Source organism: Alkalimonas amylolytica (assembly GCF_900107845.1).
Lineage (GTDB): Bacteria > Pseudomonadota > Gammaproteobacteria > Enterobacterales > Alteromonadaceae > Alkalimonas > Alkalimonas amylolytica.
Map to the genome: position 1 here is coordinate 228,793 of NZ_FNRM01000001.1, position 22,686 is coordinate 251,478.

Below are 22,686 nucleotides of genomic sequence, written 5' to 3' on the forward strand. Positions count from 1 at the left end.
CTCAGCCTCCCAGCCAGCTCAGCAGAGACCCACTGGCAAAAGCCAGCATCCAGACCAGCAAGGCAGGCAACAATGCCAGCCATTGCGGCAACAAGACCGGGGCAAAGTCAGGGCTCACGGGCTTAGCCCGGTTAAAGGCCAGCACCACCAGACGAAAGATATAAGCTGCAGAAAGTAAGGTACCCGCTAGGATCACCGGCAACAACCACCACAGCTGACTGTGCTGCCATAGGGGCAGCAGCAAGTGCCATTTCGCCACAAAACCACCGCTTGGGGGCAAGCCAATCAAACTGCCGCCAGCTACCGCTACGGCAAACATGGCCAGTGGCATGGTCTGGCTAGCACCGCGATAGGTACTTAGTCGCTTACCACCTAACCGCAGCTGCATCTCACCAACGGCCAGAAAGGTTGAGGTTTTGGCCAGCGCATGCGCCAGCACAAAGAGAAAGAGTGCCTGAGTAAAGGCCGGATCGGTCAAATGCAACATCAGGCCAAGTGCCAGCAAGCCATAGCCCAGCTGTGCCACGGTCGAATAAGCTACCATCACTTTGGCGTAAGGGGTCCGTAATGCCGACCAGCCACCCACCACTAGCGCCATACTGCCCGTGAGCAAAAACAACCAGCTGCCGGTTACTGCGAGTTCAGGTCCTGCCAACTGCCCCCAGATCATATAGAGCATAAAGAGCGGCCCTTTTACCACCAGCGCCGACAACAAAGCGCTAACCGGAGCTGGCGCCGCGGCATGGGCGGCGGGTAACCAGACATGCAATGGCCAAAGCGCAGCTTTGAGCATCAGGCCCGCTGTGATCAACCAGAGTGCCAACCGGTGATCGACCGGCTCCTCGCTGATAGCCACGGCCAGTTGGGGTACATCCAGCCAACCATAATGGCCATAGAGCAAGGCGACTCCCAACAAATAGCAAAGGGACCCAGCCAATGACAGCAACAGATAACGCATGGCTGCCTGCAAAGCTTTTTTACCACTCAGTAACACCAAAGCCACGGCGGCCAGCCCCAACAGTTCCAGAGTGACATACCAATTGAACAGGTCAACCGACAAAAACAACGATGATAAAGCCGCTTGCAATAAAGCCGAGAGCGGCCAGAAATCAGCCGATAAGCCAGCATCACGCCACTGACTAAAACTGTAGCTGGCGACCAGACTATGGATCAAAGCGGTCATCAGCAGCAATAAAGCCGAGAGCTCATTCAAGTGCCAGCGAATAGCAAGGCCAGTCTGCCAGCCACCCAACTGCATACTGACTGGTCCAAAGGTCACCACCTGCCACAAAGCCGCCAACGCCAGCAGCAGGCTGAACAAGGTACTAAGCCACACCAGCCTGGCGGCCTCACTACGCCAGCACAAGGCCAGTACAGCCGCAAGCAGTGGCAGTAACACAGCCGCCAGAGCGAAGCTCATGCCGACTCCGACAACGTACGGGCGACCAGGGCCAGTGCAAAGGCAGTGGCACTCACCGCCACTACCAGACCAGTGAGTACCAGAGCATGCAAGACGCCATCAGCCGGTTCAGTGCGGGCAGCCAGCGTCACCATCACCAAAAAAACGGCTGCCCCCATCAGATTCAGCGCAATGACACGTCGCAACAACTCAGGGCCCCGGATCAAGCCATAGCAACCGATGCCCCAGAGGCCAGCCGCAATCAACAGATACCAATGCACCAGGCTCATCCACGTAGCTCCTTGCGTTCACCCACCACCAACAAAGTCAGGGTCAGGCCTATTGCCAGGGTGGCACTGAGCTCAATCAGCAGGATCAAACCTTTGGCCAACGGCAGCGGCCAGCGCAGCCATTGCACTGCTTGCTCTGGTTGCCAGTTCAGCCACAGACTAAGTAATCCAGCCAGCAAAAAAGCCAGTACCCCAGCCAGAATCAATGCCCGCACCCACCATAAATCGAAACGAAGTGCCGGTAGCTGACCATTAAGACGCAGCACCACCAGCGCAGCTGCAAGCAAGGCTCCCGCCTGGAATGCGCCCCCTGGCGCTGTAGCCCCGCGCCACAGCACAAAAAATGCCACCAACACCAACAGGGGCAATAAGCGTTTGCTCCACTGCCTGGCCAGTGGCCAGTGTTGCAGCGCCGCAGGCTCTGGCGCAGCCACTAAGCGAGTTCCGAGTAAAGCCAGTAACAACACCAGCAATTCGAGCAAGGTGTCCCAGGCACGAAAGTTCAGCAGCACAGCCGTCACCAAATGCTCGGTACCGCTGCTGCCCAGTTGCTCCAGCGCTGCTGGCAGCTGGCTGTGTTGTGGCTGTAGTGGCAGCTGCCAGAGTGTCCAGCCAAGCACGGTACTGCTCGCAATGCAAAGCAGCAGGGCCGGCAAGCGCTCCACCCGGCCAGGCCCCTGTGCCGGCGCTAATGCTTTGGGTTGTCGCGCTAAAGCTGAAAACAGCAAGGCACCGGTCAGCCCTGCCCCTATGGCGGCTTCTGCCAGCGCCAAATCAGCTGCCCCCAACCGAGCCCAGGCCAGGGCTAACATCAAGCCGAAAACCACATACAGCATCACGGCTGCCGCCAACTGGCGAGCGAGTATCGTCGCCAGCGCTAACTGCAACAGCAATAGCCCCAGCAAAGCATCAAACCAAAAGTCACCGCTCATTCTGCCGGCTCCTTATAGTCGGCCTGCTGGTCACGGCCATATTGTCCAAGCAACTGACAGGAAATGGTACCGGATAGCATCACCAGTCCCCAGATCAGCAGCATTAGGAGAAAACGCTGCCAATTCGGCTCCAGCAGCGCCAGTCCCAGCACAATAAAACCAAGGCCAAGGGTATCGGCCTTGGTCACCGCGTGCAGTCGGCTAAAGACATCCGGAAAGCGCAGCAACCCCAAACTGCCTGCCAAAAAAAACAGCAGCCCCATTACCAATAAAAGTACGCCCGACCAGACCATCATTTGCGCTGATCCTGTTTTAATCGCTGGACAAATGCAGCAGGCACCACGGCAGCCAGCAACGCAATGATCAAAGCAACCTCCAGCAAAGCTGGTTGAGCCAGCGCCTGAGATAACAGCAACAAGATAGCCACGCCGCCACTACCCAGTAATTGAATAGCCAACAGACGATTGACCAAATCTGGTCCACGCCAGACCCGCCATAAACCCAGCAACACCGTAAGTAAGATAGCGGCGGCAATTCCCATCAACATAAGGGGCTCTCCCCAGCCAATAACTGACTTAAGCGCTGCTCTAGCCTGGCGACCGCCTGCTGCCAGTCACTGCTGTCAGTTAACAGGTGCAGCTCCAACCAAGCCTTATCATCGCCGGATTGATCGGACAAACGACTGCGGCAGACGGTGGTGCCAGGCAATAAGCTAATCAGGCAGGCCAGGATCCGCTGTGCACTGGCTCGCTGTAGGCGAATGGAGTAACGCTGCCAATTCGGAGCAATCGCAGGTACAGGCTGCAGCGCACGCCAGGCGACATCAAAGCCCCCCCGCCACATTTCAACCAGGAAATAGCCGACAAAACCAGGCAGGTAACGCCAGCGTAGTCGAAGCAAAGGCACAGACCAGCGCTCAGACAACCAAAGCAACAGCGGCAACAGCATCAGAAAAAACCACCCGCCTTCACCACCACTGAGTAGCGCCCACAGCAAGGCATAGAAAAGCGCACGGCACGCCAGACGTTGCAGGGTCGTAAGGTTTGAACGGCTTGGTTGCTGTCCTGTGGCTGGTTGCATTGGTATCCTTAAAGCTGCTGGTTTGGCTTTACTGCTTGAAATAAAAAACAAATCACAATTTATACTATGGCTAAACGTAAGAAAACTCAAACCCGCAATGTTGCACAGCATTCGCCTTTGCTAGCCACTCTGTCGTATAATAGACAACCTTAAGCAGATGGGTCACAGCGTTGTCGGTCGCGCCTAAAACCAATCTTCCCAGTTTACTCTTAGCAACTACAGGCAGCAGCATATGAGCTTCAAAGGCCAGCATATTCTTTCCGTCAGCCAGTTTGATCGCGATCGTATTCAGCAGGTGTTTCAGGTAGCCCGCAGCATGGAGCCTTATGCCTGCCGAAAAAAGCGTACCAAGGTGCTGGATGGAGCTATTTTAGGGAATTTATTTTTTGAACCCAGCACCCGTACCCGGGTGAGCTTTGGCTGTGCTTTTAATTTACTGGGTGGTGAAGTACGCGAAACCACCGGCATGCAAAGCTCAGCCTTGGCCAAAGGCGAGTCGTTGTTTGATACCGCCCGGGTGCTAAGCAGCTACAGCGATGTGATTGCCATGCGTCACCCACAGTCCGGCTCGGTGGCTGAGTTTGCCGAAGGCAGCCGGGTACCGGTGCTGAACGGCGGTGACGGAGCCAATGAACACCCAACGCAGGCTTTACTGGATCTCTTCACCATCGAAAAAGAGCTGGCCGCCAGTGGCCAGAGTATTGATGGTATGCATATTGCCATGGTCGGTGATTTGAAGTTTGGTCGCACCGTGCATTCACTGGCCAAGCTGCTTTGTCTGTACAAAAATATCCGTTTCACCTTGATATCGCCAACCGAGCTGGCCATGCCAGATACAGTAGTCAGTGCCATCGAAAACGCCGGCCACAGCATTGAGTTCAGCGATACGCTGGAAGGCAAGCTGGCGGCAGATATTGTCTACCAGACCCGGGTGCAAGAAGAGCGCTTTGCCAGCAAAGACGAAGCCAACCTGTACCGCGGTAAATTCCGGCTGAATCAGGACATATACACCCGGCACTGCAAATCCAATACCGTCATTATGCATCCACTGCCGCGCGACTCACGACTGGATGCCAATGAACTAGATAACGATCTGAATCTGAACCCAAATCTGGCGATTTTCCGTCAGGCCGATAATGGCGTGGTAATCCGGATGGCCCTGTTTGCCCTGACGCTTGGCGTCGAGCACCTGGTGACCAAGTACGAGTGCGATGTGCCCTGGTACAGCAACAAATCCTCCTTTTCTCCGCTTTAATCCCCAAGGACCCAGCATGAATAAATCCAAGCAACTGTTTGAACGCGCCCAACATACCATTCCCGGCGGTGTCAATTCACCGGTACGGGCGTTTAAAAGTGTCGGTGGTACACCGGTGTTCATTGAAAAAGCCGATGGCCCCTATATTTTTGATGTCGATGGCAAACGTTACATCGATTACATTGGCTCCTGGGGCCCGATGTTGCTGGGCCACAATCACCCTGCCATTCGCCAGGCGGTACAACAGGCGGCAGAGAATGGCTTAAGCTTTGGTGCACCTTGCCCGGCTGAAGTTGAGATGGCCGAGCTGGTCAGTAAGTTAGTACCCAGTATGGAAATGGTACGGATGGTCAGCTCTGGTACCGAAGCCACCATGAGTGCCATCCGATTGGCACGCGGTTACACCGGCCGCGACACTATTTTAAAATTTGAGGGCTGCTACCACGGCCATGCCGACTCCTTACTGGTAAAAGCCGGCTCTGGCGCTCTGACGTTAGGTGTACCGAACTCGCCGGGGGTGCCGGCAGACTTTGCCAAATACACCCTCACTGCTGAGTTTAATAATTTGCAGCAGCTCGAAGTAATCTTTGCCGAGCGTGGGCAGGACATCGCCTGCATCATCGTCGAGCCGGTCGCTGGCAATATGAACTGCATTCCACCAGCCCCGGGTTTTTTAGAAGGGCTAAGAGCGTTATGTGATAAATACGGCAGCGTACTGATTTTTGATGAAGTGATGACTGGCTTTCGGGTCGCACTGGGCGGTGCACAAGCCGTGTATGACGTGCAGCCCGATTTAACTACTTTAGGTAAAATCATTGGTGGCGGTATGCCCGTCGGTGCCTTTGGCGGCAAGCGCGCCATTATGCAGCAGATAGCACCCACAGGCCCGGTGTACCAGGCCGGCACTTTGTCGGGCAACCCGCTGGCAATGGCCGCCGGTTTGGCTGCCCTTCATGCCATCCGTCAACCAGGCGTGTATGAAGCCCTGACGGAGAAGACCAGCCAGTTGATTGCCGGTATCAAGGCTGCAGCGGATAAGCATGGCGTGCCACTTGCCACCACTCAGGTTGGCGGTATGTTTGGCCTGTTTTTTACCAAGGAGCAAGCCATCAGCAATTTCGCCCAGGCCACCCAGTGCGATATTGAAGCTTTCAAACGCTTCTTCCATTTGATGCTCAATGAGGGGATATATCTGGCTCCTTCCGCTTATGAAGCCGGCTTTTTATCGCTGGCACACAGCGAGGCTGATCTGGCCGCTACCATAGCGGCTGCCGATCGCAGCTTTGCCCAACTGGCGACAAACTAAGGCGAACGCTCCGGCAGCAAGCGGACTATATCGCTGTCCTGCTGCCGGTTTAATTGCAACAACCAATGCTGGCCACTGCGATCACTGTAGATGGCCACTGGTGTCTGTTCCGTTGGTAATGCGATCTGTTGCAACTCTCCCTGCCAACTCTGCAGGTGTAAGGTCGCACTGTGCGGCTCCAACCAGGCGATACCCTTATCATTGGTCAGCCACAGACCATCCTGACTGATATTTTGCGGAAAACCGGTAAGTGTCAATTCCGTAAACCCACCCTGAGGATACCAAAGCTGCAACTGTGCCGACTGTTCACGCCGGAGCAGCAAACCATCGTCAGCACAGCGCACATCCAGCACATCATCCAACAAAGGTTCCACGCTGTTGGCTGCCATGCGGAACAAACGCCAACCAGCGGCTTGATCAAAGGCTGTCCAGTACAATTGTTGGCGGCACACTTCAACCCGGCTGATGACAGTACCTTGCGGCAATAAAGAATGCAGCTGGCCGGTCCCCAGATCCACCTGATACAGCTGGCTATTGATCAATCCAACCAGTTGCTGACGGTACCAGAGCAGTTGTTGTATTTGTTGCTCGGAGTCCAGCTCCGTTAGTTGGCGCAACTGATCACGCCGTGCCAGCCAAACTTGTCCATGACCAGAACGATTTGAAACAAAAGCAACCTGCTGCTCAGCCAGCGCTGCCAGCCGCTCACTGCGATTGGATGCAAACCAGCGCTGCCAGGAGGGCTCAGCCCCAACAAACTGCATAAACCACAAGTCGCTGATTGGTTTAGCTCCAGCCACTGCGAGAATCTGTTGGTTCGCGAAAACTAAGTCCGTCAGGTCGGCAGACAAAGGTCCCAGCGAGTCTCTTGCTTTACCCGTCGGGCTAAGTCGCTTAAAAGGTTGCTGGGGTTGCCCCAACCAAAGCTGTCCGTGCAGCTCAGCCAGTTCTGTCAGTTGCTTTGAGTAACGCCTTAACACCTGCCAACTGCCATTTTCCGGTTGTATTCTGATAAGCTGAGTTTGACTAAAACTGACCTGAGCCAGCACATATAGAGCTTCATCATGCACCAGCAAGCGATGAATTTCCAATGCCGGCAGCGGTGTATCCAATAATGGCTCCGGCACAAAACCGGGCTCAGTTGCTGCGCTCTGGCTGCGCCACAATTGAAACCTGCTCTGATGCCCAGGCAGCTTATCCAGCCAGTACAACTGGTTGTTTAACTGCACCAATCCAGCTCTGAGCCACTGTTCACAATGGGTAAGCCGCTCTGGTGTCGAAAACTCCGGCAAAACAGTCTGTCGGTACAAACCGCAGTCATCCTGCCCGATGGCATTGAAATAAATTGCCGTTCCCAACCATACCGGCTTACCAAGCGCCTTAAACATCATCGGCGCATACACAGGAGACATTTGCTGCTCCGCCTGCAGCACCCATTGCCAATCAGTCTGACCGCTGGCCTGGTGCTGATACAACAAGCTACGTTGCGATGGGTTCCAAACCGGCAATTGTTCACGGCCATTCAGGGCACTGACGGGTTCAATCCGGGTCAGAACCGGTTGATGGCTACCGAGCGTCAGATGCGTTAAGCCATAAGCCAAGATGCCGCAACTAATCAGCAAAGACATCACTGCCAGCAGAATAAACTGACGATTCGATTGACTGGGCGTCTTTAGCTCCGGTGTTGCCCTTGTGGATTGCGTACTATCCTTTTGAGTCGCATCCACAGCTTTGGGGCTGGTAAGAGGAACCAGCTCGGCCAACCAGCAGTATCCTTTTTTCGGAATTGTGGCTATAAAAACAGGCGCCTGCGTATTGTCCTTTAGCAATTTGCGTAAAGCACCTACTGCACGCATGACAGCACCGTCGGTGCCCTCACTTGCTGGCCACACATCTTCGATCAACTGATTTTTGGACAGCAGTTGATTTGGATGCAGCAGAAAATAGTTCAATAGCTTTTGCAGCCGGGGTTCCAGCGTGATGGCCGTGGATTCATTGCCAACGGCTAACCAAAGCTTGCCGACTGATGCGCGATAACACCAGGGGCCAAATTGAACCAGGGGTTCCAGCTTAGACAAAGCAATCCGTCCTTACACGAGGTATGGACGGATTATAACGGAAAGCGGCAAAATTTCAGGTATGTAATTGTTACAGAGTTATGCAATCGCGGCTTCGCTCTGCTCTGCAAAGACAGGCATGTCTGGATCTTTACAGACAGGGAACCACAGACAAGCATACATAGAATCTTTTTCCAATATATCGCCCACTGAAGCCTCTGGCTCAATCGGATGAGGCTGATGAAAGTCAGGATCTTTGCATACAGGAAACCACAAGCATGCAAGCAAGGAGTCGGCTTCATATTGTTGTGTTTTTATTTCAAAGCTGGTTGCCACAATAGCAGCACCTGCGATAAAAGTAGCGATAGCAGCGGTTGTCATTAACTTTCTCATAGTGCAGTCCTCAGTGTGTGTGTATTGAACACCTTGAGACTGTCATAGAGGAAACAAAATAACTCGATGAAATCCTTATAAAAAAGCTATAAATTTTGCTGTACAACCGAAATCTCTGCGATATCCGTATCCCCAGCACCCATTGAGGGCAAATATAAGTATCGGCCATCAGCACTTACACTGAATTGATCAAAATACAAGGCAGCCGAAGTAGCAACTTTCAGCTGCATACTGGTAAAGTCTAGATAAAAAAGCTGGTAACGATTGTCTTCCTGATAACTGGAAAAGTACAAACCTTCATCTGTCAGAACAAAACGGAGCGGCAGCACGCCATCACTTATCAAATCAAGCTGTTGTGCCATATTACCAGCCATCTCCAGATAGTAGCGGTGATCGTGACTACTCTGCCAAAAACGGTAACGGCCCCCCGGGCTTTCTAAATACAAGGCGCGATCAGCATAGAGCAACTCAGCAGTGTCAGCCTCCTCAATATCCAGCTTCATCAGTTGCCATTGCCCACGCTGAGAAGCGGCAAAATAGATAGCTCGGCTATCAGAGCTCCAACTTGGATTGGAAATGTTCTCACTTCCATTGTGTACTAATGCCCTTGGTGGTTTATTCTCTTGCAGCAGCCACAGCTGCTGGCTGATTAGCGCAAGCAAATATTTCCCATTAGGAGAAAAGCGCAACTCGCTAAAGCGCTCATTGTCTGCAAAATGGGTTAATTGGACCTGACTTCCATCTTCATTGAACAGCCACACCTGCGAAACACCAGAGCGCCTTGACACAACAGCAACAGGGCCTCCTTCAACAGGGCTTGCTTCTGCAAAGGCTTCGCTGCGGTTCGAACTAAACACCTGTTGGTTATTTGCATAGGGCGATGCTTGCGCCTCATTGGGTACCTTCAGGATATTCAGCTGTGAAAATGAGCCTACCGATGCCAGAATACGACCAGAAGTACTAATTTGAATTTCTCGTGCATTATGGCTGGTATAGGCCAGCATCTGTCTAATCCCACTTTGAGCATGCACAGCGCCCAGCGTGGCTTGCCCTGTTGGGTAAATGATTTTTTGATCATCAAGGCTCCAATCAACATTACCAGGAATGTATTCGTGGAACCTCACCAGCATTTGATTCGAACGGTTAGACAGACTCAATACCCACAATTCAGCTGCGCCGGATGTATAACGTAAAAAAGCCAATTGATTACCGTCTCTTGAAAAACGGGCCGCATAATCGCCAAAACCCGAGGCTGGTGGAGCCGTAAGCACCTGCGGCTGACCGCCCGCCATCGGATACAACATCAATGCCATCTGGTTTTGCCCATCTTCACGTGATGGATAAACCAGAAAACGGCCATCCGGTGACCAACTAAGTCGGGCAGAGATGGACTGAGCACCACAGCTGGTTAACAGCTCATCGGTCAGCACCCGATCCCGCTGCGCATTCAAAGTCAGTAAGCGAATTTCACATAAGCGCCCTGATAAAACCCGTTGATACGCCAGTTGGGTGCCATCCGGGTTCCAGGCGGCACCAAAACTGCTGTAGGGTGCTTCGGTTAATGCCACCACCTGATGCGTTTTCAGGTTTTGCAGTTTCAGGCGTACCACCGAATCACTGGGGCTACTGGCATAACTAAACGCCAGCAGTTCCTCATCCGGTGAAATGCTGTGATAAAATTCAATGCCGTCCAAAAAGGTGACTGGTTCATAGCGCCAGAGTGGAATCGCACTGAAATCATCCTCGGCAGGCTGGGTTGCCAGCCAGAAATAACCGGCCAGCAGCAACGGCATCAGCACCAGTACCGACAACAGAGCCCGGCGCTGCCAGCTGCTACCTACTGGCGTTGCGGTAACTACCTCGTCCATGCTATTCGTTTCGGCTTGTTTTGCCTCGTGAATAGCCCCTGGCTCGCCGACACGCTCTATCGGTGCCACCAGCCGGTAACCGCGCTTCGGCACGGTTTCGATGTAAGTCGGGGTACGGCTGTCATCCCCAAGTGCGACCCTGAGCACCCGGATTACCCGGGTAATGCGACCATCCGAAACTGCCCGAATGCCCCATACCTTTTCCAGCAAATCATCTTTACTAACCAATTCGCCGGCATGCACCATCAGATAATTCATCACGTTCTGACATAAATTATCCAGCTCGGCTGTTTCTATGACTTGCCCGTTCGCATCACACTTCACCAGCTTGTCACGTTCTGGTAAATAAGTCCAAGCGCCCACGTTCAATCGATGTTCTGGTTTTATCGCCATAGCCTGTTCACAAATTATCCGTGGTTGTCGACAATTTTAATTCACCATTATCAACTTAAAACTCGAAGAATAACAAGTACATTAGGCAATGAGTTTACCCTACTGCTTAACAAAGCTTCAACAAGGCCCACCATCAGGGCCTAACGGCACCATGAAGGCGATAAAACTGACGCGTTAACTGCAGGGCTCCTGAGCTACCAGTTAAACCGGTGGAGTTATTATCATCCCGTCCTTGCCACACTGTGACCACTTTGTCGTCATCCATCGCCACAAACCAACTGTCACGGTAATCACTGGAGGTGCCCGTTTTCCCTGCGAGGTTGGGAAACTGCTGCCCTAAAGCTCGGGCTGTGCCTCGTTGTACACTTTGCTGCATCGCATCGTGCAACAAGGCTGTGGCTTCAACGCTGTAACGGCGGATCGGGGCTGGCTGGTGCTGATATAAAACAATGCCCTGCTGGTCCGTCACTACCGCTATGCTGGCCAGGCTCCGATGCACTCCGGCATTGGCCAGCGTTTGGTACAGTTGGGTTACTTCCAGCGGTGATAACTCAATGGCCCCAAGTAAAGCCGCCGGGTGCAGGGTAATCCGGCGCTGCAAGCCAAGTTTGCTGAGCGCGGCTGCTACCTGTGGCATACCCAGCTGCAACCCCAGCCGGACCATAGGCACATTGTAGGAGTACACCAGGGTATCCAGTAAGGTCACTTCACCACGGAAAGTTTGATCAAAATTCTGTGGTTGCCAGTCCTGCTGATTGCTGCGCAGCTGAATAGGCGCATCCAGCAAAACCGTCTGCAAGTCAAAGCGCTCAGGCTGGTCCAGAGCTTCAATGGCGATCACCGGCTTGATCAGACTGCCGATTTGCCGCCTGGCATCTATAGCCCTGTTGTAACCGGCAAAACGCGGATCGCGTCCACCCACCATAGCCGTCAGGCTGCCCTCACGATAACTTGCCAACACCACCGCAGTTTCAATCGCAGGATCCAGACCGCGCATGCTGCTGGCAATGGCACTTTCCGCTTGTTGCTGCAGCACAGGATCAAAGTAGGTAAAAATCCGCAAGCCGCTCTGTTGCAAGGTTTTGTCCTGCAGCTGACTGCGCAGCTCCTGCCGTACCTTAGCTAAATAAGCTGGGTAGCGATCCGACTGGTGCTGGCCCCGTGCAATTAAGGCAATCGGCTCTTCCAGAGCTTCGCGGTAGGCTTGCTGATCCAGCATGTGCTGTTCGAACATCAGCCGCAACACCAGATCACGCCGGCGCTGCGCCCGCTCCGGATTACGCCTGGGATCGTAAAAAGACGGCCCCTTGATCAGGCCAACCAACAGTGCCGTTTCTGCTGCCGTCAGTTCATTCAGCGGTTTGGCAAAATAAAAGCGACTGCCCAGGCCAAAGCCATGCACCGGATGCGCAAAATTCTGACCAATGTAAACTTCATTGATGTAGGCTTCTAAGATCTCGTCTTTGCTAAAACGCAGTTCTAAAATCAGCGCCATCAGGGCTTCATTGATTTTACGCCACAGGGTTCGATCCTGCGTCAGATACATATTCTTGGCCAGCTGCTGGGTTAAGGTAGAGCCCCCCTGTACCGTTCGGCCTGCGGTCAGGTTCACCAAAAAAGCACGCAGGATGGCCAGTGGGGCCACGCCATGATGCCGATAAAAATCGCGGTCTTCCACCAGCAACAAGGTATCACGCAGCATGGGTGAGACTTGCTCCAGTCGCAGCAATTCACGATCTTCCTGCTGCGCTGAAATCAGGTGCTCAATCAACGGGGCTTCCAGGCGGGCCATGCCTGATTCAGGCGCAACTGTTGGTATCGTCCATTGGATCCGTTCAATCCTTTGCTGTCGAAACTGCACCAGAAAGCGCTCTGGCGCTGCATAGCCATCGGCAAAATAAAATTCACGCCGGTAAATATCCACCGCCTGGTTGGCCAACCGAAATTGGCCCGGGCCAGTGATGTCCGATACCCGGCGATACTGCAACAACTCCAACTCCTGCACCAAAGCGCCAAGAGTGAGTGGCTGTCCTTGCTGCAACTGCAGGCTACGACCAAATACCTGGGCTGGCACCTGCCATTTTTGCCCCCTGAAGCTTTGCGTCACCTTGCTGTCCAGGTACACCAGGTAAATCGCAGCCGCTGCCAACATGGCCAGACTCAGCTTGAGCAGCGTCCAGCCCAGATAACGCAGCGCTTGGCGAGGTAGAGGTAATTTTTTTTTCAGGCTACTGAGCCACGTCATAAGTTCATCGCTTTGGTCGTTTTAGTAGTTGGCATAGCTTGTGCCGGATCCTCCGGCCAATAATGTTTTGGATAACGCCCTTTCATTTCTTTACGTACTTCCCGGTAAGCATTTTGCCAAAAACTGGCTAAATCGGCCGTGCGCTGCAAAGGTCTGCGCGCTGGCGACAAGAGTTCCAGCGTAAGCAGTAGCTTGCCACTCGCCAGCACAGGTGTTTGCAACTGGCCAAAAACCTCCTGCATCCGCACTGCAACCAAAGGCCCACCGTCGGCCAGGTAGTCAATCATCAGACGGCTTCCAGTCGGTGCCTGCCAGTGGGTCGGCAAAAGGCTGGCTAACTGCTGCTGCGCCTGATAATCCAGCCGGCTTTGTAGCGCCTGCAATAACGGCAGCTGTTTCAGTTGCTGTAGATTCTGGCAATCCAACAGCCAGGGCCCTAACCACGCATCCAGGCTAGTCAGCAAATCATCCGCTTGCCAACCATGCGGGCACTGCCCGGGTTCCAACTGCTGCCAAAGCCGCACCCGAGCCAGCCATTGTTCGCTGGCAGCCCCCCATGGCAACACCACCAAGCCGCGCTGTGCAATGTAATCCAACCAGCCTTGACGCCGCTGCTCGCCGTTTAGCGCCTGTGGCGCCGGTTTGCGCTCTAAAATACAGGCACCAAAACGTCGTTGCTGCTCACTGATAAAGCGGCCACTTTGCTCATCAAAAGCACTGTACAGCTGCCAGCTCAGCTCTGTGCCAAAAACCTGCTGCAGGGTGTCGAGGGTCAGGCGCTCGGCCTGACGAATCAGCAACCCCTGACTGGTTAGCTGCACACCGGCTAGCAGCAACATCGGCTCGCTGGCTAAAACATGATCAGGCGGTAAAACAGCGCCGGCACCATTGGCCAGCAAATAGCCTTTACCCCGCTTCACCGCCACCCGATCCGGATAGGCAAAACACAGCAGTGGCAGCAGTAACTCTTGACGCAGAGTGCCGCTTTTCCTGCCTGTAAGCTGCCGACACCATTGCTCTGCCTGCTGATAAGCAGCCGAGTTTTTTTGCTGCTGCAGCCGCTGCAACTGCCCCCAGAGCGGGCTGTCATCCCGGCTTTTCTCCAGTAGTACAGCCAGCAGCGCCGCCAGCCAGAGTGCGCCCTGCTCACCTTGTTGCTCCAGCGCTTCGGCACGGCACAACATGGCGGCCAGCCTGGGTTCGGTGCCCAAGCTGAGCATGCGCTGCCCCAGCGGCGTCATTTTTAATCCGGACGATAATGCGCCCAGTTGCTGCAATAACGCCTCGGCCACCGCCAGATGCGCCTTGGGTGGTGGGTCCAGCCAAAAAAGCTCATTGGCTTGCACGCCCCAGCCAGCCAGCTCCAATCGTAGTGCGGTTAACTCGGCTTCCAGCATCTCCGGCGGGGTGAAACTGGCCCGACGCTGCCACTGACATTCGCTATCCAGCCGCACACAAAGACCTGGTGATAATCGCCCTGCCCGGCCAGCCCGCTGAATCGCAGAAGCCTTGCTAATGGCTGCCGTTTCCAGTTTCATCACCCCATGTTTTGGATAAAAGCGTACTTTGCGGTACAAGCCACTGTCGACCACCACACGAATACCGTCGATGGTTAAACTGGTTTCCGCTAAATTGGTCGCCAACACCACTTTGCGCTGACCGGGTGGGCAGGCAGCAATGGCCGCCTGCTGTTGTTGCAGCGTTAAACTGCCTAGCAGCGGGTGAACCTGCACTGAATCGGGCAAGCCTTGTTGCAACAACCAGTCATGCGCCAGGCGGATTTCAGCCTGACCAGGTAAAAACGCCAACAGGCTGCCTTCTTCCTGCTGCACTAATTGCCAGCAAAGCCGGGCCAGTTGTTGCCAGACAGGTTGGCGATCCGGAGTTTGGTAGCGAATGCTGACCGGATAACTACGACCTTCACTTTTCAGCACAGGCGCATCCAGTGCTTTAGCCAGTTGCCCGGTATCCAAGGTGGCCGACATCAGCAACAGCTTCAAATCATCACGCAGTTGCTGCGCTTCTAAGCTGAGTGCCAGCGCCAGATCGGCCTGCAAGGAACGTTCATGAAACTCATCAAAAATCACCAGATCCCAGGCGCTTAACTCAGGATCTTGTTGAATGAAACGGGTAAGCAGGCCTTCAGTCACGATCAACAAGCGGGTGGCCGCACTGCTTTTGCGCTCCAGCCGCACCTGATAGCCAACCGTTTGGCCAACCTCCTCTCCCAGCTGCGACGCCATGTAACTGGCAATGCTCTTAGCTGCCAGCCGCCGAGGCTCCAGCAGCAGGATTTTCTTGCCGACAAATTCTGACTGCTGCAGTAAATAAAGTGGTAACCAGGTGGATTTACCGGCACCAGGCGGTGCCGACAGGATCACCCGCTGCTGTTGACGCAGAGCAGTCACAAGATCGCCAGCTATGGCAGCAACAGGGAGTTCCATCGCAGTTCGGGTCTCGCAGAGGTTAGGGTCATGTCTCGGCCGTCAACACCGGCAAAGACATGACCAAATACAGGTTTAGAGTTGTACTAAACTTTACCGGCTTCCTGACGCAGGGTTTCTGCAATGGCACGGATCCCCATGCCAGTGGCACCAGCGGCCCAGAGGCCGGTATTGCTGCTGTTAAAAGCAGCCGCCAGATCAAAGTGCAACCAACCTTTCCCCCCCTCCGGCACAAAACGGCTTAAAAAGCCGGCCGCATTGCTGGCACCACCGCTGCCACCACCTTTGATGGGACGGCTGTTGGCGGTATCGGCATAAGGCGAAGGGCATTGCTGCTGATGCCAGGGAGCCAGCGGCAGTGGCCAGGTCGGCTCCTGCACCAGGTTGGCATAGCCCAGCGCCCGCTGCTGCAACGCCGTATCCAGCGCAAAAAGTGCGTTGTAATCATTGCCAAGCGCCACCATAGCGGCACCGGTCAGGGTAGCGGCATCAATAATCAAAGGAGCGCCGGTTTCAGAGGCGTATAACAGGCCATCGGCCAGCACCAGACGGCCTTCGGCATCGGTATTGAGAATTTCAACCGTGGTGCCGTTTTTGTAGGTCAGGATATCACCCAGCTTGTAGGCATGGCCGCTGATCAGGTTTTCGGCGCAGCACAGCACCAATTGCACCCGGTGCGACAAGCCTTTTTGGATGGCCAGTCCCAGAGCAGCCGCTACAGTGGCCGCCCCCCCCATATCGCATTTCATATACGACATGGATTCACTCGGCTTGATGGAATAACCGCCACTGTCAAAGGTAATGCCTTTGCCCACCAAAACCGCATCGATAGGTGCATCGGCGTTGCCGGTTGGGTTGTAATCGAGCACCAGCATTACCGGCGGTCGCTCGCTGCCCCGACCCACGCCATGGATGCCAACCCAGCCTTCGGTGAGTAATTCCTCACCACGAATGACGCGATGGCTTATGGAGTCCGGTGCCAGCGGCGTTAAAAATTCGATGGCTTCGTGGGCCAGCGCTTCGGGTGATAATTGCTCCGGTGTTTGATTGGTGATCTGACGAGCCCAGCCAAAACAGCTGGCCAGCTGCTGCAGTTGGGTCGCCTCTTCCCCATACCACTGCACACCATTCAATTTTTTTGCCGAGGTAAAGCCCAGATAAAAGGCCCATTGCAATTCCAAAGTCCAGCCGTCGCCGCTCAGCTCTACCTGTTCAATGCCCAGGCCGTCGAGCTGGCGGGCTGCTTTTTGAATGCTGCGCGCTGGCTGCTTGCTATCCAGATGGATTTGAAACCCTTCAGCCGTCGGCGTCAGGCTAACTTTTTTGCCCCACTTTTCTGCGGCCACATCGGGTTGCAACGAAATACGAATCATATCCGTCATAAAAAACTATCCTGTATCAGCTGAGGGTACTTAGTAGGGTGATTGTACCATGTCGCGGCAAAAAATCAGCTCAGCGCACATCGGTCCACGAAAACAGATGACGTACGGATGTTCACTCTGTATACTTCTGCGTCTTTAATTTGCGATGTGCTTGATATTCTGTTATGAATATCCGCCATTTTTGCTTGGCTGTATTGTACAGGAGATGACTATGCCAGAGGGCAAAGCAAACAAACCGCTGGGGTTATTGGCCTTAGCCGGAGTGGAGCCTTATCAGGAGGCTGTGGGCGAAGAGTACATGAACTCCAAGCAACGGGAGCACTTCCGGAAAATTCTGGATGCGTGGCGCAAACAATTGCGCGAAGAAGTGGATCGCACCAAAACTCATATGGCTGATGAAGCGGCCAACTTCCCGGACCCGGTCGATCGTGCTGCCCAGGAAGAAGAGTTCAGTCTGGAGTTACGCGCCCGCGATCGTGAGCGTAAGCTGCTGAAAAAAATTGAGAAAACGCTGCAGAAAATCGAAGATGACGATTTTGGCTACTGCGACACCTGCGGTATCGAGATCGGCATCAAGCGGCTGGAAGCACGGCCAACGGCTGATATGTGCATCGATTGCAAAACCTTAGCAGAAATCAAGGAAAAGCAACTCGGCGGCTAAGATGCCAATGCTTGCCTCTCCCCCTGTGGGCCGGTTTGCTCCATCCCCATCCGGCCCGTTGCATTTTGGTTCACTGGTGGCAGCTCTTGCCAGCTACCTGCAGGTTAAATCCAGCCAGGGTCTGTGGCTGGTTCGCATGGAAGATATCGATGAACCCCGCTGCCAACCTGGCGCGGCCGACACTATTTTGCGCACTCTGGAGCAATTTGGTCTGTTGTGGGATGGACCTGTCTGGTATCAGAGCCAGCGCAAGGCCCGTTATCAGGCCATCTTTGAGCAGCTGCAACAGCAGGGACTGCTGTATGGCTGTGATTGCCCCCGTAAGTCCATTACTGCCATGGGCGGTCTTTACAATGGCTATTGCCGCCACCGGCAGCTCAGCAACTCCCCCTCACAACCGCTGGCCTGGCGCTTGCACTGCCCCGCTGTTGCTACCGAATTTACCGATCTGGTGCTGGGCAAACAGCAGCTGGATCCGGTTTTTTGCGAGGAGGATTATGTCATTAAACGCCGCGACGGCCTCTTTGCCTATCAATTGGTGGTGGTGGTCGATGATATGGATCAGGGGGTCACTGAAGTGATGCGTGGTGCTGATCTGCTCACGATGACCACACGCCAGCAGCAACTGTTTGCTTTGCTCGGCGCAACAGCACCCCGGTACGGCCATATTCCGCTGGCCAGCAGCAGCCCGGGCCAAAAGCTCAGCAAGCAAAATCATGCGCCCGCGCTGGATGCCTGCCAGGCCGTACCCTTGCTGCTGCAGGCACTGCAGTACCTTGGCCAGCCAACACCGGCTGAACTGCAGTCGGCTTCGGTCGCCGAGCTGATTGCCTTTGCCGTCAGCAACTGGCACCTCGAGCTGGTGCCCAAACAGACAGAAATCCTGCTCAATTGATGACTGTGGTGCTTTTTTATTGCACGGTTTGGCATAAAATGCGGTAAAATAACAGCCTAACTATCTCAATGCTGCCAAGGCAGCCTATTATTACGATTCAGGAGCTTGCCATTATTTCCCGTGTGCTCGATTTTTGCCGGCGCAATCTGCGTAAGGGCAACAAAGCTGAGAAAAAAACCGCTTTGGTATCACCTGGCGTCTTGCCTCCGCTGAAGCGGCTTAGCCGCGACCAACACCCGATTTCTCGCAAACAAATCAGCCCCAATGCGCTGAAAGTGCTGTATCGATTAAAAGACGCAGGCTTTGAAGCCTATTTGGTTGGTGGTTGCATTCGCGATCTGATGCTGGGGCTGGAGCCCAAAGACTTTGATGTGGCTACCAATGCCAAGCCGGAAGAAGTACGGCAAGTGTTTCGCAATTGTCGGCTGATTGGTCGGCGTTTTCGGCTGGCACATGTCTTATTTGGTCGCGAAGTCATTGAAGTCGCTACCTTCCGTGGCCACCACAGCCAGCCGGATGAAAGTGAAGAAGGCCAACATCAGCTGTCCAAAGCCAGTGAAGAAGGGCTGATCCTGCGCGATAATGTCTATGGCAGCATTGAAGAAGATGCCGAGCGCCGGGACTTTACCATCAATGCGCTTTACTACTCGATCAACAACTTTGAAGTGCTGGATTTTGCCAATGGTATCGAGGCCATTGCCGAACGTAAAATTGAACTGATTGGCGATCCTGAAACCCGTTACCGGGAAGATCCGGTGCGCATACTGCGCGCCATCCGTTTTGCTACCAAGCTCAATATGCAGATAGCCCCAGGCACTGCCGAGCCGATCCCACAGCTGGCGTCTTTGTTAAAAAGCATCCCGCCAGCCCGTTTGTTTGAAGAGTTCCTGAAACTGTTTTTGGCCGGCAAAGCCTTCGACAACTTTATGCTGATGAAGCAGCACGGCATCATCAAGCAGCTGCTGCCGTCTTTACACAAAGCCATTGCTCAGGAGCCTGAAGGCAAGGTCTTTCAGTTGGTCAGCCAGGCACTGCAGGATACCGATCAACGGGTTGCTGACGATAAACCAGTGACACCAGCCTTTTTGTTCGCTGCCTTTTTGTGGTATCCGGTTGAAATCCGCAGCCAGACCCTGCAGCTGGAAAGCGGCTTGCCGCCGGTGGATGCACTCAATATTGCCATGACGGAGATATTAAGCGATTTGCAGCAGCGTATTGCACTGCCAAAACGCTTTAGTCTGGTCACCCGCGATATCTGGTCGCTGCAAAACCGGTTGGCACGCAGTCGCGGTAAGCGGGCACTGACTTTGCTGCAATTGCCTAAATTCAGGGCCGGTTACGACTTTCTGCTGCTGCGCGCCAAAGCCGAAGGCGGCGAGTTGCAGCAACACGCCGACTGGTGGCAGCGTTTCCAGCAGGAAAATGAAAGCGGTCAGCAACAAATGCTGCAACAAGCAGGCCCCGCAGCCGACGGCCCATCCGGCAAAACCCGGCGCCGGCGCAATTACAAACGCAAGCGCAGCAGTCAGCCAAAACCATGAGCGTACAGAGCAAGCAGCGTTGCTTTATCGGCCTGGGCGCTAACCTGAATGAACCAGTGGCGCAACTACAACGTGCCATCGCAGCGCTGGCCGGGCTACCGGCATCAAAGCTGGGCCAGGTGTCGTCCTTGTATGCTTCCAGGCCGATGGGACCACAGGATCAACCCGATTACGTCAATGCCGTGGCCGAACTGCATACCGAACTGGCCCCATTGCAGTTGCTGGATGCCTTGCAGCAGATTGAGCAGCAGCAAGGCCGGCTACGTAAAGCCGAGCGCTGGGGACCGCGCACGCTGGACTTGGATCTGCTGCTCTATGGCAATGAACAGCTAAACTCTGAGCGCCTGACGGTGCCGCATTACGGCCTGGCCGAACGTGAGTTTGTGCTCTACCCTTTGCAAGAGATAGCAGCCGACCTGCAGTTACCGGATGGCCGCAGCATTCACGGCTTGTGCCAACAGGTACCCCGCCGAGGATTAACGGTGGTGACTCCGGCACCCCGTTAAAACAAACTTGCAGCGCACCCCGCTTTATGACAAGGTGCGCAGCGGATTGATTGAAAGAGGTCAGAGCAGATAAATGGCTAAAATTACCACCGCCGTACTGCAAAAAATGAAACAGCAGGGCGATAAAATCACCTCCTTAACCGCCTACGATGCCAGCTTTGCCAAGCTGTTTGCCGATGAAGGCGTGGAAGTGCTGCTGATTGGTGACTCGCTGGGTATGGTGCTGCAGGGCCATGGTGATACCTTGCCTGTGACCGTGCAGGACATCGCCTATCATACCCGCTGCGTCCGTGCCGGCGCGCCCGATGCCTTTGTGATTGCCGATCTGCCCTTTATGAGTTACGCCAGCACCGAACAGGCCTTTGCCTCCGTTACCCCGCTGATGCAAGCCGGTGCCAATATGGTGAAGCTGGAAGGCGGCGACTTTCTGCTGCCTACTGTGCAGGCGCTGACCGAGCGTGGTGTGCCGGTGTGTGGCCATTTAGGGTTAACCCCCCAATCGGTGCACTTGTTCGGTGGCTACAAAGTACAGGGCCGCAGCAACAAACAAGCCGATGCCATGCTGCGTCAGGCCCAAGCACTGCAAGCAGCAGGTGCCCAGTTGCTGGTATTGGAGTGCATCCCGGTAGAGCTGGCCAATCGTATTACGGCAGCGCTCAGCATTCCGGTGATTGGCATAGGTGCCGGTGCTGGTACCGATGGCCAGGTGCTGGTGATGCATGATTTGCTGGGCATCAGCAGTGGCTATATCCCAAAATTCTCGAAAAACTTTTTGCAGCAAACCGGTGAAATCCGCTCGGCCATCCGCCAGTACGTGGCCGATGTAAAAAGCCAGAGCTTCCCGGCTGCCGAGCACAGTTTCCAGTAAACCATGAAAACCTTAACCACCATCGACAGCCTGCGGGCTGAGATTGCCAGCTGGCGTAAGGCTGGCGAGCGCATTGGCTTTGTGCCAACCATGGGCAACTTGCATCAGGGCCATTTACGCCTGGTGGAGGTGGCCAAACATCAGGCTGATCGGGTTATTGTCAGTATTTTCGTTAATCCGATGCAATTTGGTGCCAACGAAGATCTCGACAGCTACCCCCGCACGCTGGAGGATGATTGCCGGGCGTTGCAGCAGCTGCACACCGATGCGGTCTTTACCCCAACACCGGAGCTGATTTATCCGCGCGGCCTTAGCGAGCAAACCTTTGTGGAAGTGCCCAAACTGGGCGATCACCACTGCGGTGCCAGCCGGCCCGGCCATTTCCGCGGGGTGTCTACCGTGGTCTGCAAACTGTTTAATCTGGTGCAGCCGGACATCGCCTGCTTTGGCCAGAAAGACTACCAGCAACTGGCGATTATCCGCCAGATGGTTGAAGACTTGTCTTTTCCTATCGAGATCATTGGCGTGCCGACCGAACGTGCGGCTGATGGTTTGGCACTCAGCTCCCGCAATGGCTATCTTACTGCAGAGCAGCGCGCTCAGGCGCCAAGGTTGCAACAGGTGCTGCAACAAGTGGCAACTCAAATCAAAACGAGCGATGCCGATTTTCGCAGCATTGAAACCGCTGCCAAAACCCAGCTCGAAGCCGTCGGCTTTATACCGGACTACCTGACCATCAGCGATCGCAGCAGCTTATTGCCAGCCGAACACCGGCAGCAACCCCTGGTGATCCTGGCCGCCGCCTGGCTTGGCAAAACCAAACTGCTGGATAACCTGGAGGTGTAAGTGGCTGAGTTCTGCCTGGTGATGACCACCTGCCCCAATCAGCAGGAAGCGGATCAAATCACCGCTGCACTGCTTAAGCAACAGCTAGCGGCCTGCATTCAGCAGCAAAGCGTCAACAGCCACTATGTCTGGCAAGGCAAGCTGGAGCAAAGCAGCGAAATCCTGCTGCTGATCAAAACCGCAGGCCACTGCTACCCAGCGCTGGAAGCCGAAATCCGTAAGCTGCACAGCTACGACACTCCGGAGATAATCCAGCTGCCGATAGAAGCTGGCTTTGCCGATTACCTGCAGTGGGTCAAAGATAGCTGCCGCTAGAACATCGAGT

At 54.5% G+C, this 22,686-nt stretch carries 21 protein-coding genes; 9 read left to right on the forward strand and 12 right to left on the reverse strand.

The window, feature by feature from the left end:
- Nucleotide 1: 1 nt before the first annotated feature.
- From BLW37_RS01020 to BLW37_RS01045, 6 genes are read right to left on the reverse strand one after another with little or no spacing between them, the layout of a single operon-like run.
- Complete coding sequence (locus tag BLW37_RS01020; RefSeq protein ID WP_091338124.1) at nucleotides 2–1,420, reverse strand: complex I subunit 5 family protein; 1,419 nt, start codon at nucleotides 1,418–1,420, stop codon at nucleotides 2–4.
- Complete coding sequence (locus BLW37_RS01025; RefSeq protein ID WP_091338126.1) at nucleotides 1,417–1,689, reverse strand: NADH-quinone oxidoreductase subunit K; 273 nt, start codon at nucleotides 1,687–1,689, stop codon at nucleotides 1,417–1,419. Before BLW37_RS01025 ends, BLW37_RS01020 begins: the two co-directional genes overlap by 4 nt.
- Complete coding sequence (locus BLW37_RS01030) at nucleotides 1,686–2,621, reverse strand: hydrogenase subunit MbhD domain-containing protein (RefSeq protein ID WP_091338129.1); 936 nt, start codon at nucleotides 2,619–2,621, stop codon at nucleotides 1,686–1,688. The genes BLW37_RS01025 and BLW37_RS01030 overlap by 4 nt, the downstream gene beginning before the upstream one ends.
- Nucleotides 2,618–2,917: a monovalent cation/H(+) antiporter subunit G gene (gene mnhG / locus BLW37_RS01035; protein WP_091338132.1), complete on the reverse strand. Its 300-nt coding sequence runs from the start codon at nucleotides 2,915–2,917 to the stop codon at nucleotides 2,618–2,620. The genes BLW37_RS01030 and mnhG overlap by 4 nt, the downstream gene beginning before the upstream one ends.
- Nucleotides 2,914–3,168 (reverse strand): MrpF/PhaF family protein, encoded by a 255-nt coding sequence (locus BLW37_RS01040; RefSeq protein ID WP_245785567.1) that lies wholly within the window; start codon nucleotides 3,166–3,168, stop codon nucleotides 2,914–2,916. The genes mnhG and BLW37_RS01040 overlap by 4 nt, the downstream gene beginning before the upstream one ends.
- A complete protein-coding gene (locus BLW37_RS01045; RefSeq protein ID WP_171907507.1) occupies nucleotides 3,162–3,701 on the reverse strand; it encodes a Na+/H+ antiporter subunit E in 540 nt (179 codons plus the stop codon). Before BLW37_RS01045 ends, BLW37_RS01040 begins: the two co-directional genes overlap by 7 nt.
- A gap of 232 nt (nucleotides 3,702–3,933) precedes the next feature.
- Here BLW37_RS01045 and BLW37_RS01050 point away from each other — a divergent pair, with 232 nt between their 5' ends.
- The gene (locus tag BLW37_RS01050; protein ID WP_091338138.1) at nucleotides 3,934–4,956 is read left to right on the forward strand and encodes an aspartate carbamoyltransferase; all 1,023 of its coding nucleotides are present in this window, start codon (nucleotides 3,934–3,936) and stop codon (nucleotides 4,954–4,956) included.
- Between the two features lie 16 nt (nucleotides 4,957–4,972).
- The gene (gene hemL, locus BLW37_RS01055) at nucleotides 4,973–6,262 is read left to right on the forward strand and encodes a glutamate-1-semialdehyde 2,1-aminomutase (RefSeq protein WP_091338141.1); all 1,290 of its coding nucleotides are present in this window, start codon (nucleotides 4,973–4,975) and stop codon (nucleotides 6,260–6,262) included.
- Here hemL and BLW37_RS01060 read toward each other — a convergent pair.
- The 6 genes from BLW37_RS01060 to pepB all read right to left on the reverse strand — a co-directional run bounded on the left by BLW37_RS01060 (nucleotide 6,259) and on the right by pepB (nucleotide 17,044).
- Complete coding sequence (locus tag BLW37_RS01060; protein ID WP_171907508.1) at nucleotides 6,259–8,340, reverse strand: winged helix-turn-helix domain-containing protein; 2,082 nt, start codon at nucleotides 8,338–8,340, stop codon at nucleotides 6,259–6,261. The genes hemL and BLW37_RS01060 overlap by 4 nt on opposite strands.
- Before the next feature lie 78 nt (nucleotides 8,341–8,418).
- Nucleotides 8,419–8,712 carry a hypothetical protein gene (locus tag BLW37_RS01065; RefSeq protein ID WP_091338146.1) on the reverse strand — a complete coding sequence of 98 codons (294 nt, stop codon included), beginning with the start codon at nucleotides 8,710–8,712 and terminating at the stop codon, nucleotides 8,419–8,421.
- Between the two features lie 86 nt (nucleotides 8,713–8,798).
- The gene (locus BLW37_RS01070) at nucleotides 8,799–10,973 is read right to left on the reverse strand and encodes a winged helix-turn-helix domain-containing protein (RefSeq protein ID WP_091338149.1); all 2,175 of its coding nucleotides are present in this window, start codon (nucleotides 10,971–10,973) and stop codon (nucleotides 8,799–8,801) included.
- A gap of 133 nt (nucleotides 10,974–11,106) precedes the next feature.
- Nucleotides 11,107–13,218 carry a penicillin-binding protein 1B gene (gene mrcB / locus BLW37_RS01075; protein WP_091338152.1) on the reverse strand — a complete coding sequence of 704 codons (2,112 nt, stop codon included), beginning with the start codon at nucleotides 13,216–13,218 and terminating at the stop codon, nucleotides 11,107–11,109.
- Nucleotides 13,215–15,662, reverse strand: coding sequence for an ATP-dependent helicase HrpB (gene hrpB / locus BLW37_RS01080; protein WP_091338155.1), 2,448 nt, complete (start codon nucleotides 15,660–15,662; stop codon nucleotides 13,215–13,217). Before hrpB ends, mrcB begins: the two co-directional genes overlap by 4 nt.
- An 86-nt stretch (nucleotides 15,663–15,748) precedes the next feature.
- Nucleotides 15,749–17,044: an aminopeptidase PepB gene (gene pepB / locus BLW37_RS01085; RefSeq protein ID WP_091338158.1), complete on the reverse strand. Its 1,296-nt coding sequence runs from the start codon at nucleotides 17,042–17,044 to the stop codon at nucleotides 15,749–15,751.
- A gap of 211 nt (nucleotides 17,045–17,255) precedes the next feature.
- Here pepB and dksA point away from each other — a divergent pair, with 211 nt between their 5' ends.
- The 7 genes from dksA to cutA all read left to right on the forward strand — a co-directional run bounded on the left by dksA (nucleotide 17,256) and on the right by cutA (nucleotide 22,676).
- Nucleotides 17,256–17,705 (forward strand): RNA polymerase-binding protein DksA, encoded by a 450-nt coding sequence (gene dksA / locus BLW37_RS01090; protein ID WP_091338161.1) that lies wholly within the window; start codon nucleotides 17,256–17,258, stop codon nucleotides 17,703–17,705.
- Between the two features lie 7 nt (nucleotides 17,706–17,712).
- Nucleotides 17,713–18,600, forward strand: coding sequence for a tRNA glutamyl-Q(34) synthetase GluQRS (gene gluQRS, locus BLW37_RS01095; RefSeq protein ID WP_091339528.1), 888 nt, complete (start codon nucleotides 17,713–17,715; stop codon nucleotides 18,598–18,600).
- A gap of 68 nt (nucleotides 18,601–18,668) precedes the next feature.
- On the forward strand, nucleotides 18,669–20,141 hold the full coding sequence (gene pcnB, locus BLW37_RS01100; protein WP_091338164.1) for a polynucleotide adenylyltransferase PcnB: 1,473 nt from the start codon (nucleotides 18,669–18,671) through the stop codon (nucleotides 20,139–20,141).
- Nucleotides 20,138–20,647: a 2-amino-4-hydroxy-6-hydroxymethyldihydropteridine diphosphokinase gene (gene folK, locus BLW37_RS01105; protein WP_091338166.1), complete on the forward strand. Its 510-nt coding sequence runs from the start codon at nucleotides 20,138–20,140 to the stop codon at nucleotides 20,645–20,647. The genes pcnB and folK overlap by 4 nt, the downstream gene beginning before the upstream one ends.
- Before the next feature lie 73 nt (nucleotides 20,648–20,720).
- Nucleotides 20,721–21,515, forward strand: a complete 795-nt coding sequence (gene panB / locus BLW37_RS01110) for a 3-methyl-2-oxobutanoate hydroxymethyltransferase (protein ID WP_091338169.1) — start codon at nucleotides 20,721–20,723, stop codon at nucleotides 21,513–21,515.
- A gap of 3 nt (nucleotides 21,516–21,518) precedes the next feature.
- Nucleotides 21,519–22,361: a pantoate--beta-alanine ligase gene (gene panC, locus BLW37_RS01115; RefSeq protein WP_091338171.1), complete on the forward strand. Its 843-nt coding sequence runs from the start codon at nucleotides 21,519–21,521 to the stop codon at nucleotides 22,359–22,361.
- Complete coding sequence (gene cutA, locus BLW37_RS01120) at nucleotides 22,362–22,676, forward strand: divalent-cation tolerance protein CutA (protein WP_245785569.1); 315 nt, start codon at nucleotides 22,362–22,364, stop codon at nucleotides 22,674–22,676.
- The last annotated feature ends 10 nt before the right edge of the window (nucleotides 22,677–22,686 follow it).

Excerpts from the sequence above, each read along its gene's own strand:
- BLW37_RS01065 (WP_091338146.1), bottom strand. The coding sequence starts at position 8,712 with ATGAGAAAGTTAATGACAACCGCTGCTATCGCTACTTTTATCGCAGGT.
- BLW37_RS01040 (WP_245785567.1), bottom strand. The coding sequence starts at position 3,168 with ATGTTGATGGGAATTGCCGCCGCTATCTTACTTACGGTGTTGCTGGGT.
- mrcB (WP_091338152.1), bottom strand. The coding sequence starts at position 13,218 with ATGACGTGGCTCAGTAGCCTGAAAAAAAAATTACCTCTACCTCGCCAA.
- panB (WP_091338169.1), top strand. The coding sequence starts at position 20,721 with ATGGCTAAAATTACCACCGCCGTACTGCAAAAAATGAAACAGCAGGGC.
- hemL (WP_091338141.1), top strand. The coding sequence starts at position 4,973 with ATGAATAAATCCAAGCAACTGTTTGAACGCGCCCAACATACCATTCCC.
- BLW37_RS01025 (WP_091338126.1), bottom strand. The coding sequence starts at position 1,689 with ATGAGCCTGGTGCATTGGTATCTGTTGATTGCGGCTGGCCTCTGGGGC.
- BLW37_RS01045 (WP_171907507.1), bottom strand. The coding sequence starts at position 3,701 with ATGCAACCAGCCACAGGACAGCAACCAAGCCGTTCAAACCTTACGACC.
- pcnB (WP_091338164.1), top strand. The coding sequence starts at position 18,669 with ATGCTGCCAAGGCAGCCTATTATTACGATTCAGGAGCTTGCCATTATT.
- BLW37_RS01030 (WP_091338129.1), bottom strand. The coding sequence starts at position 2,621 with ATGAGCGGTGACTTTTGGTTTGATGCTTTGCTGGGGCTATTGCTGTTG.
- BLW37_RS01070 (WP_091338149.1), bottom strand. The coding sequence starts at position 10,973 with ATGGCGATAAAACCAGAACATCGATTGAACGTGGGCGCTTGGACTTAT.
- dksA (WP_091338161.1), top strand. The coding sequence starts at position 17,256 with ATGCCAGAGGGCAAAGCAAACAAACCGCTGGGGTTATTGGCCTTAGCC.
- BLW37_RS01020 (WP_091338124.1), bottom strand. The coding sequence starts at position 1,420 with ATGAGCTTCGCTCTGGCGGCTGTGTTACTGCCACTGCTTGCGGCTGTA.
- panC (WP_091338171.1), top strand. The coding sequence starts at position 21,519 with ATGAAAACCTTAACCACCATCGACAGCCTGCGGGCTGAGATTGCCAGC.
- mnhG (WP_091338132.1), bottom strand. The coding sequence starts at position 2,917 with ATGATGGTCTGGTCGGGCGTACTTTTATTGGTAATGGGGCTGCTGTTT.
- hrpB (WP_091338155.1), bottom strand. The coding sequence starts at position 15,662 with ATGGAACTCCCTGTTGCTGCCATAGCTGGCGATCTTGTGACTGCTCTG.
- BLW37_RS01050 (WP_091338138.1), top strand. The coding sequence starts at position 3,934 with ATGAGCTTCAAAGGCCAGCATATTCTTTCCGTCAGCCAGTTTGATCGC.
- pepB (WP_091338158.1), bottom strand. The coding sequence starts at position 17,044 with ATGACGGATATGATTCGTATTTCGTTGCAACCCGATGTGGCCGCAGAA.
- gluQRS (WP_091339528.1), top strand. The coding sequence starts at position 17,713 with ATGCTTGCCTCTCCCCCTGTGGGCCGGTTTGCTCCATCCCCATCCGGC.
- folK (WP_091338166.1), top strand. The coding sequence starts at position 20,138 with ATGAGCGTACAGAGCAAGCAGCGTTGCTTTATCGGCCTGGGCGCTAAC.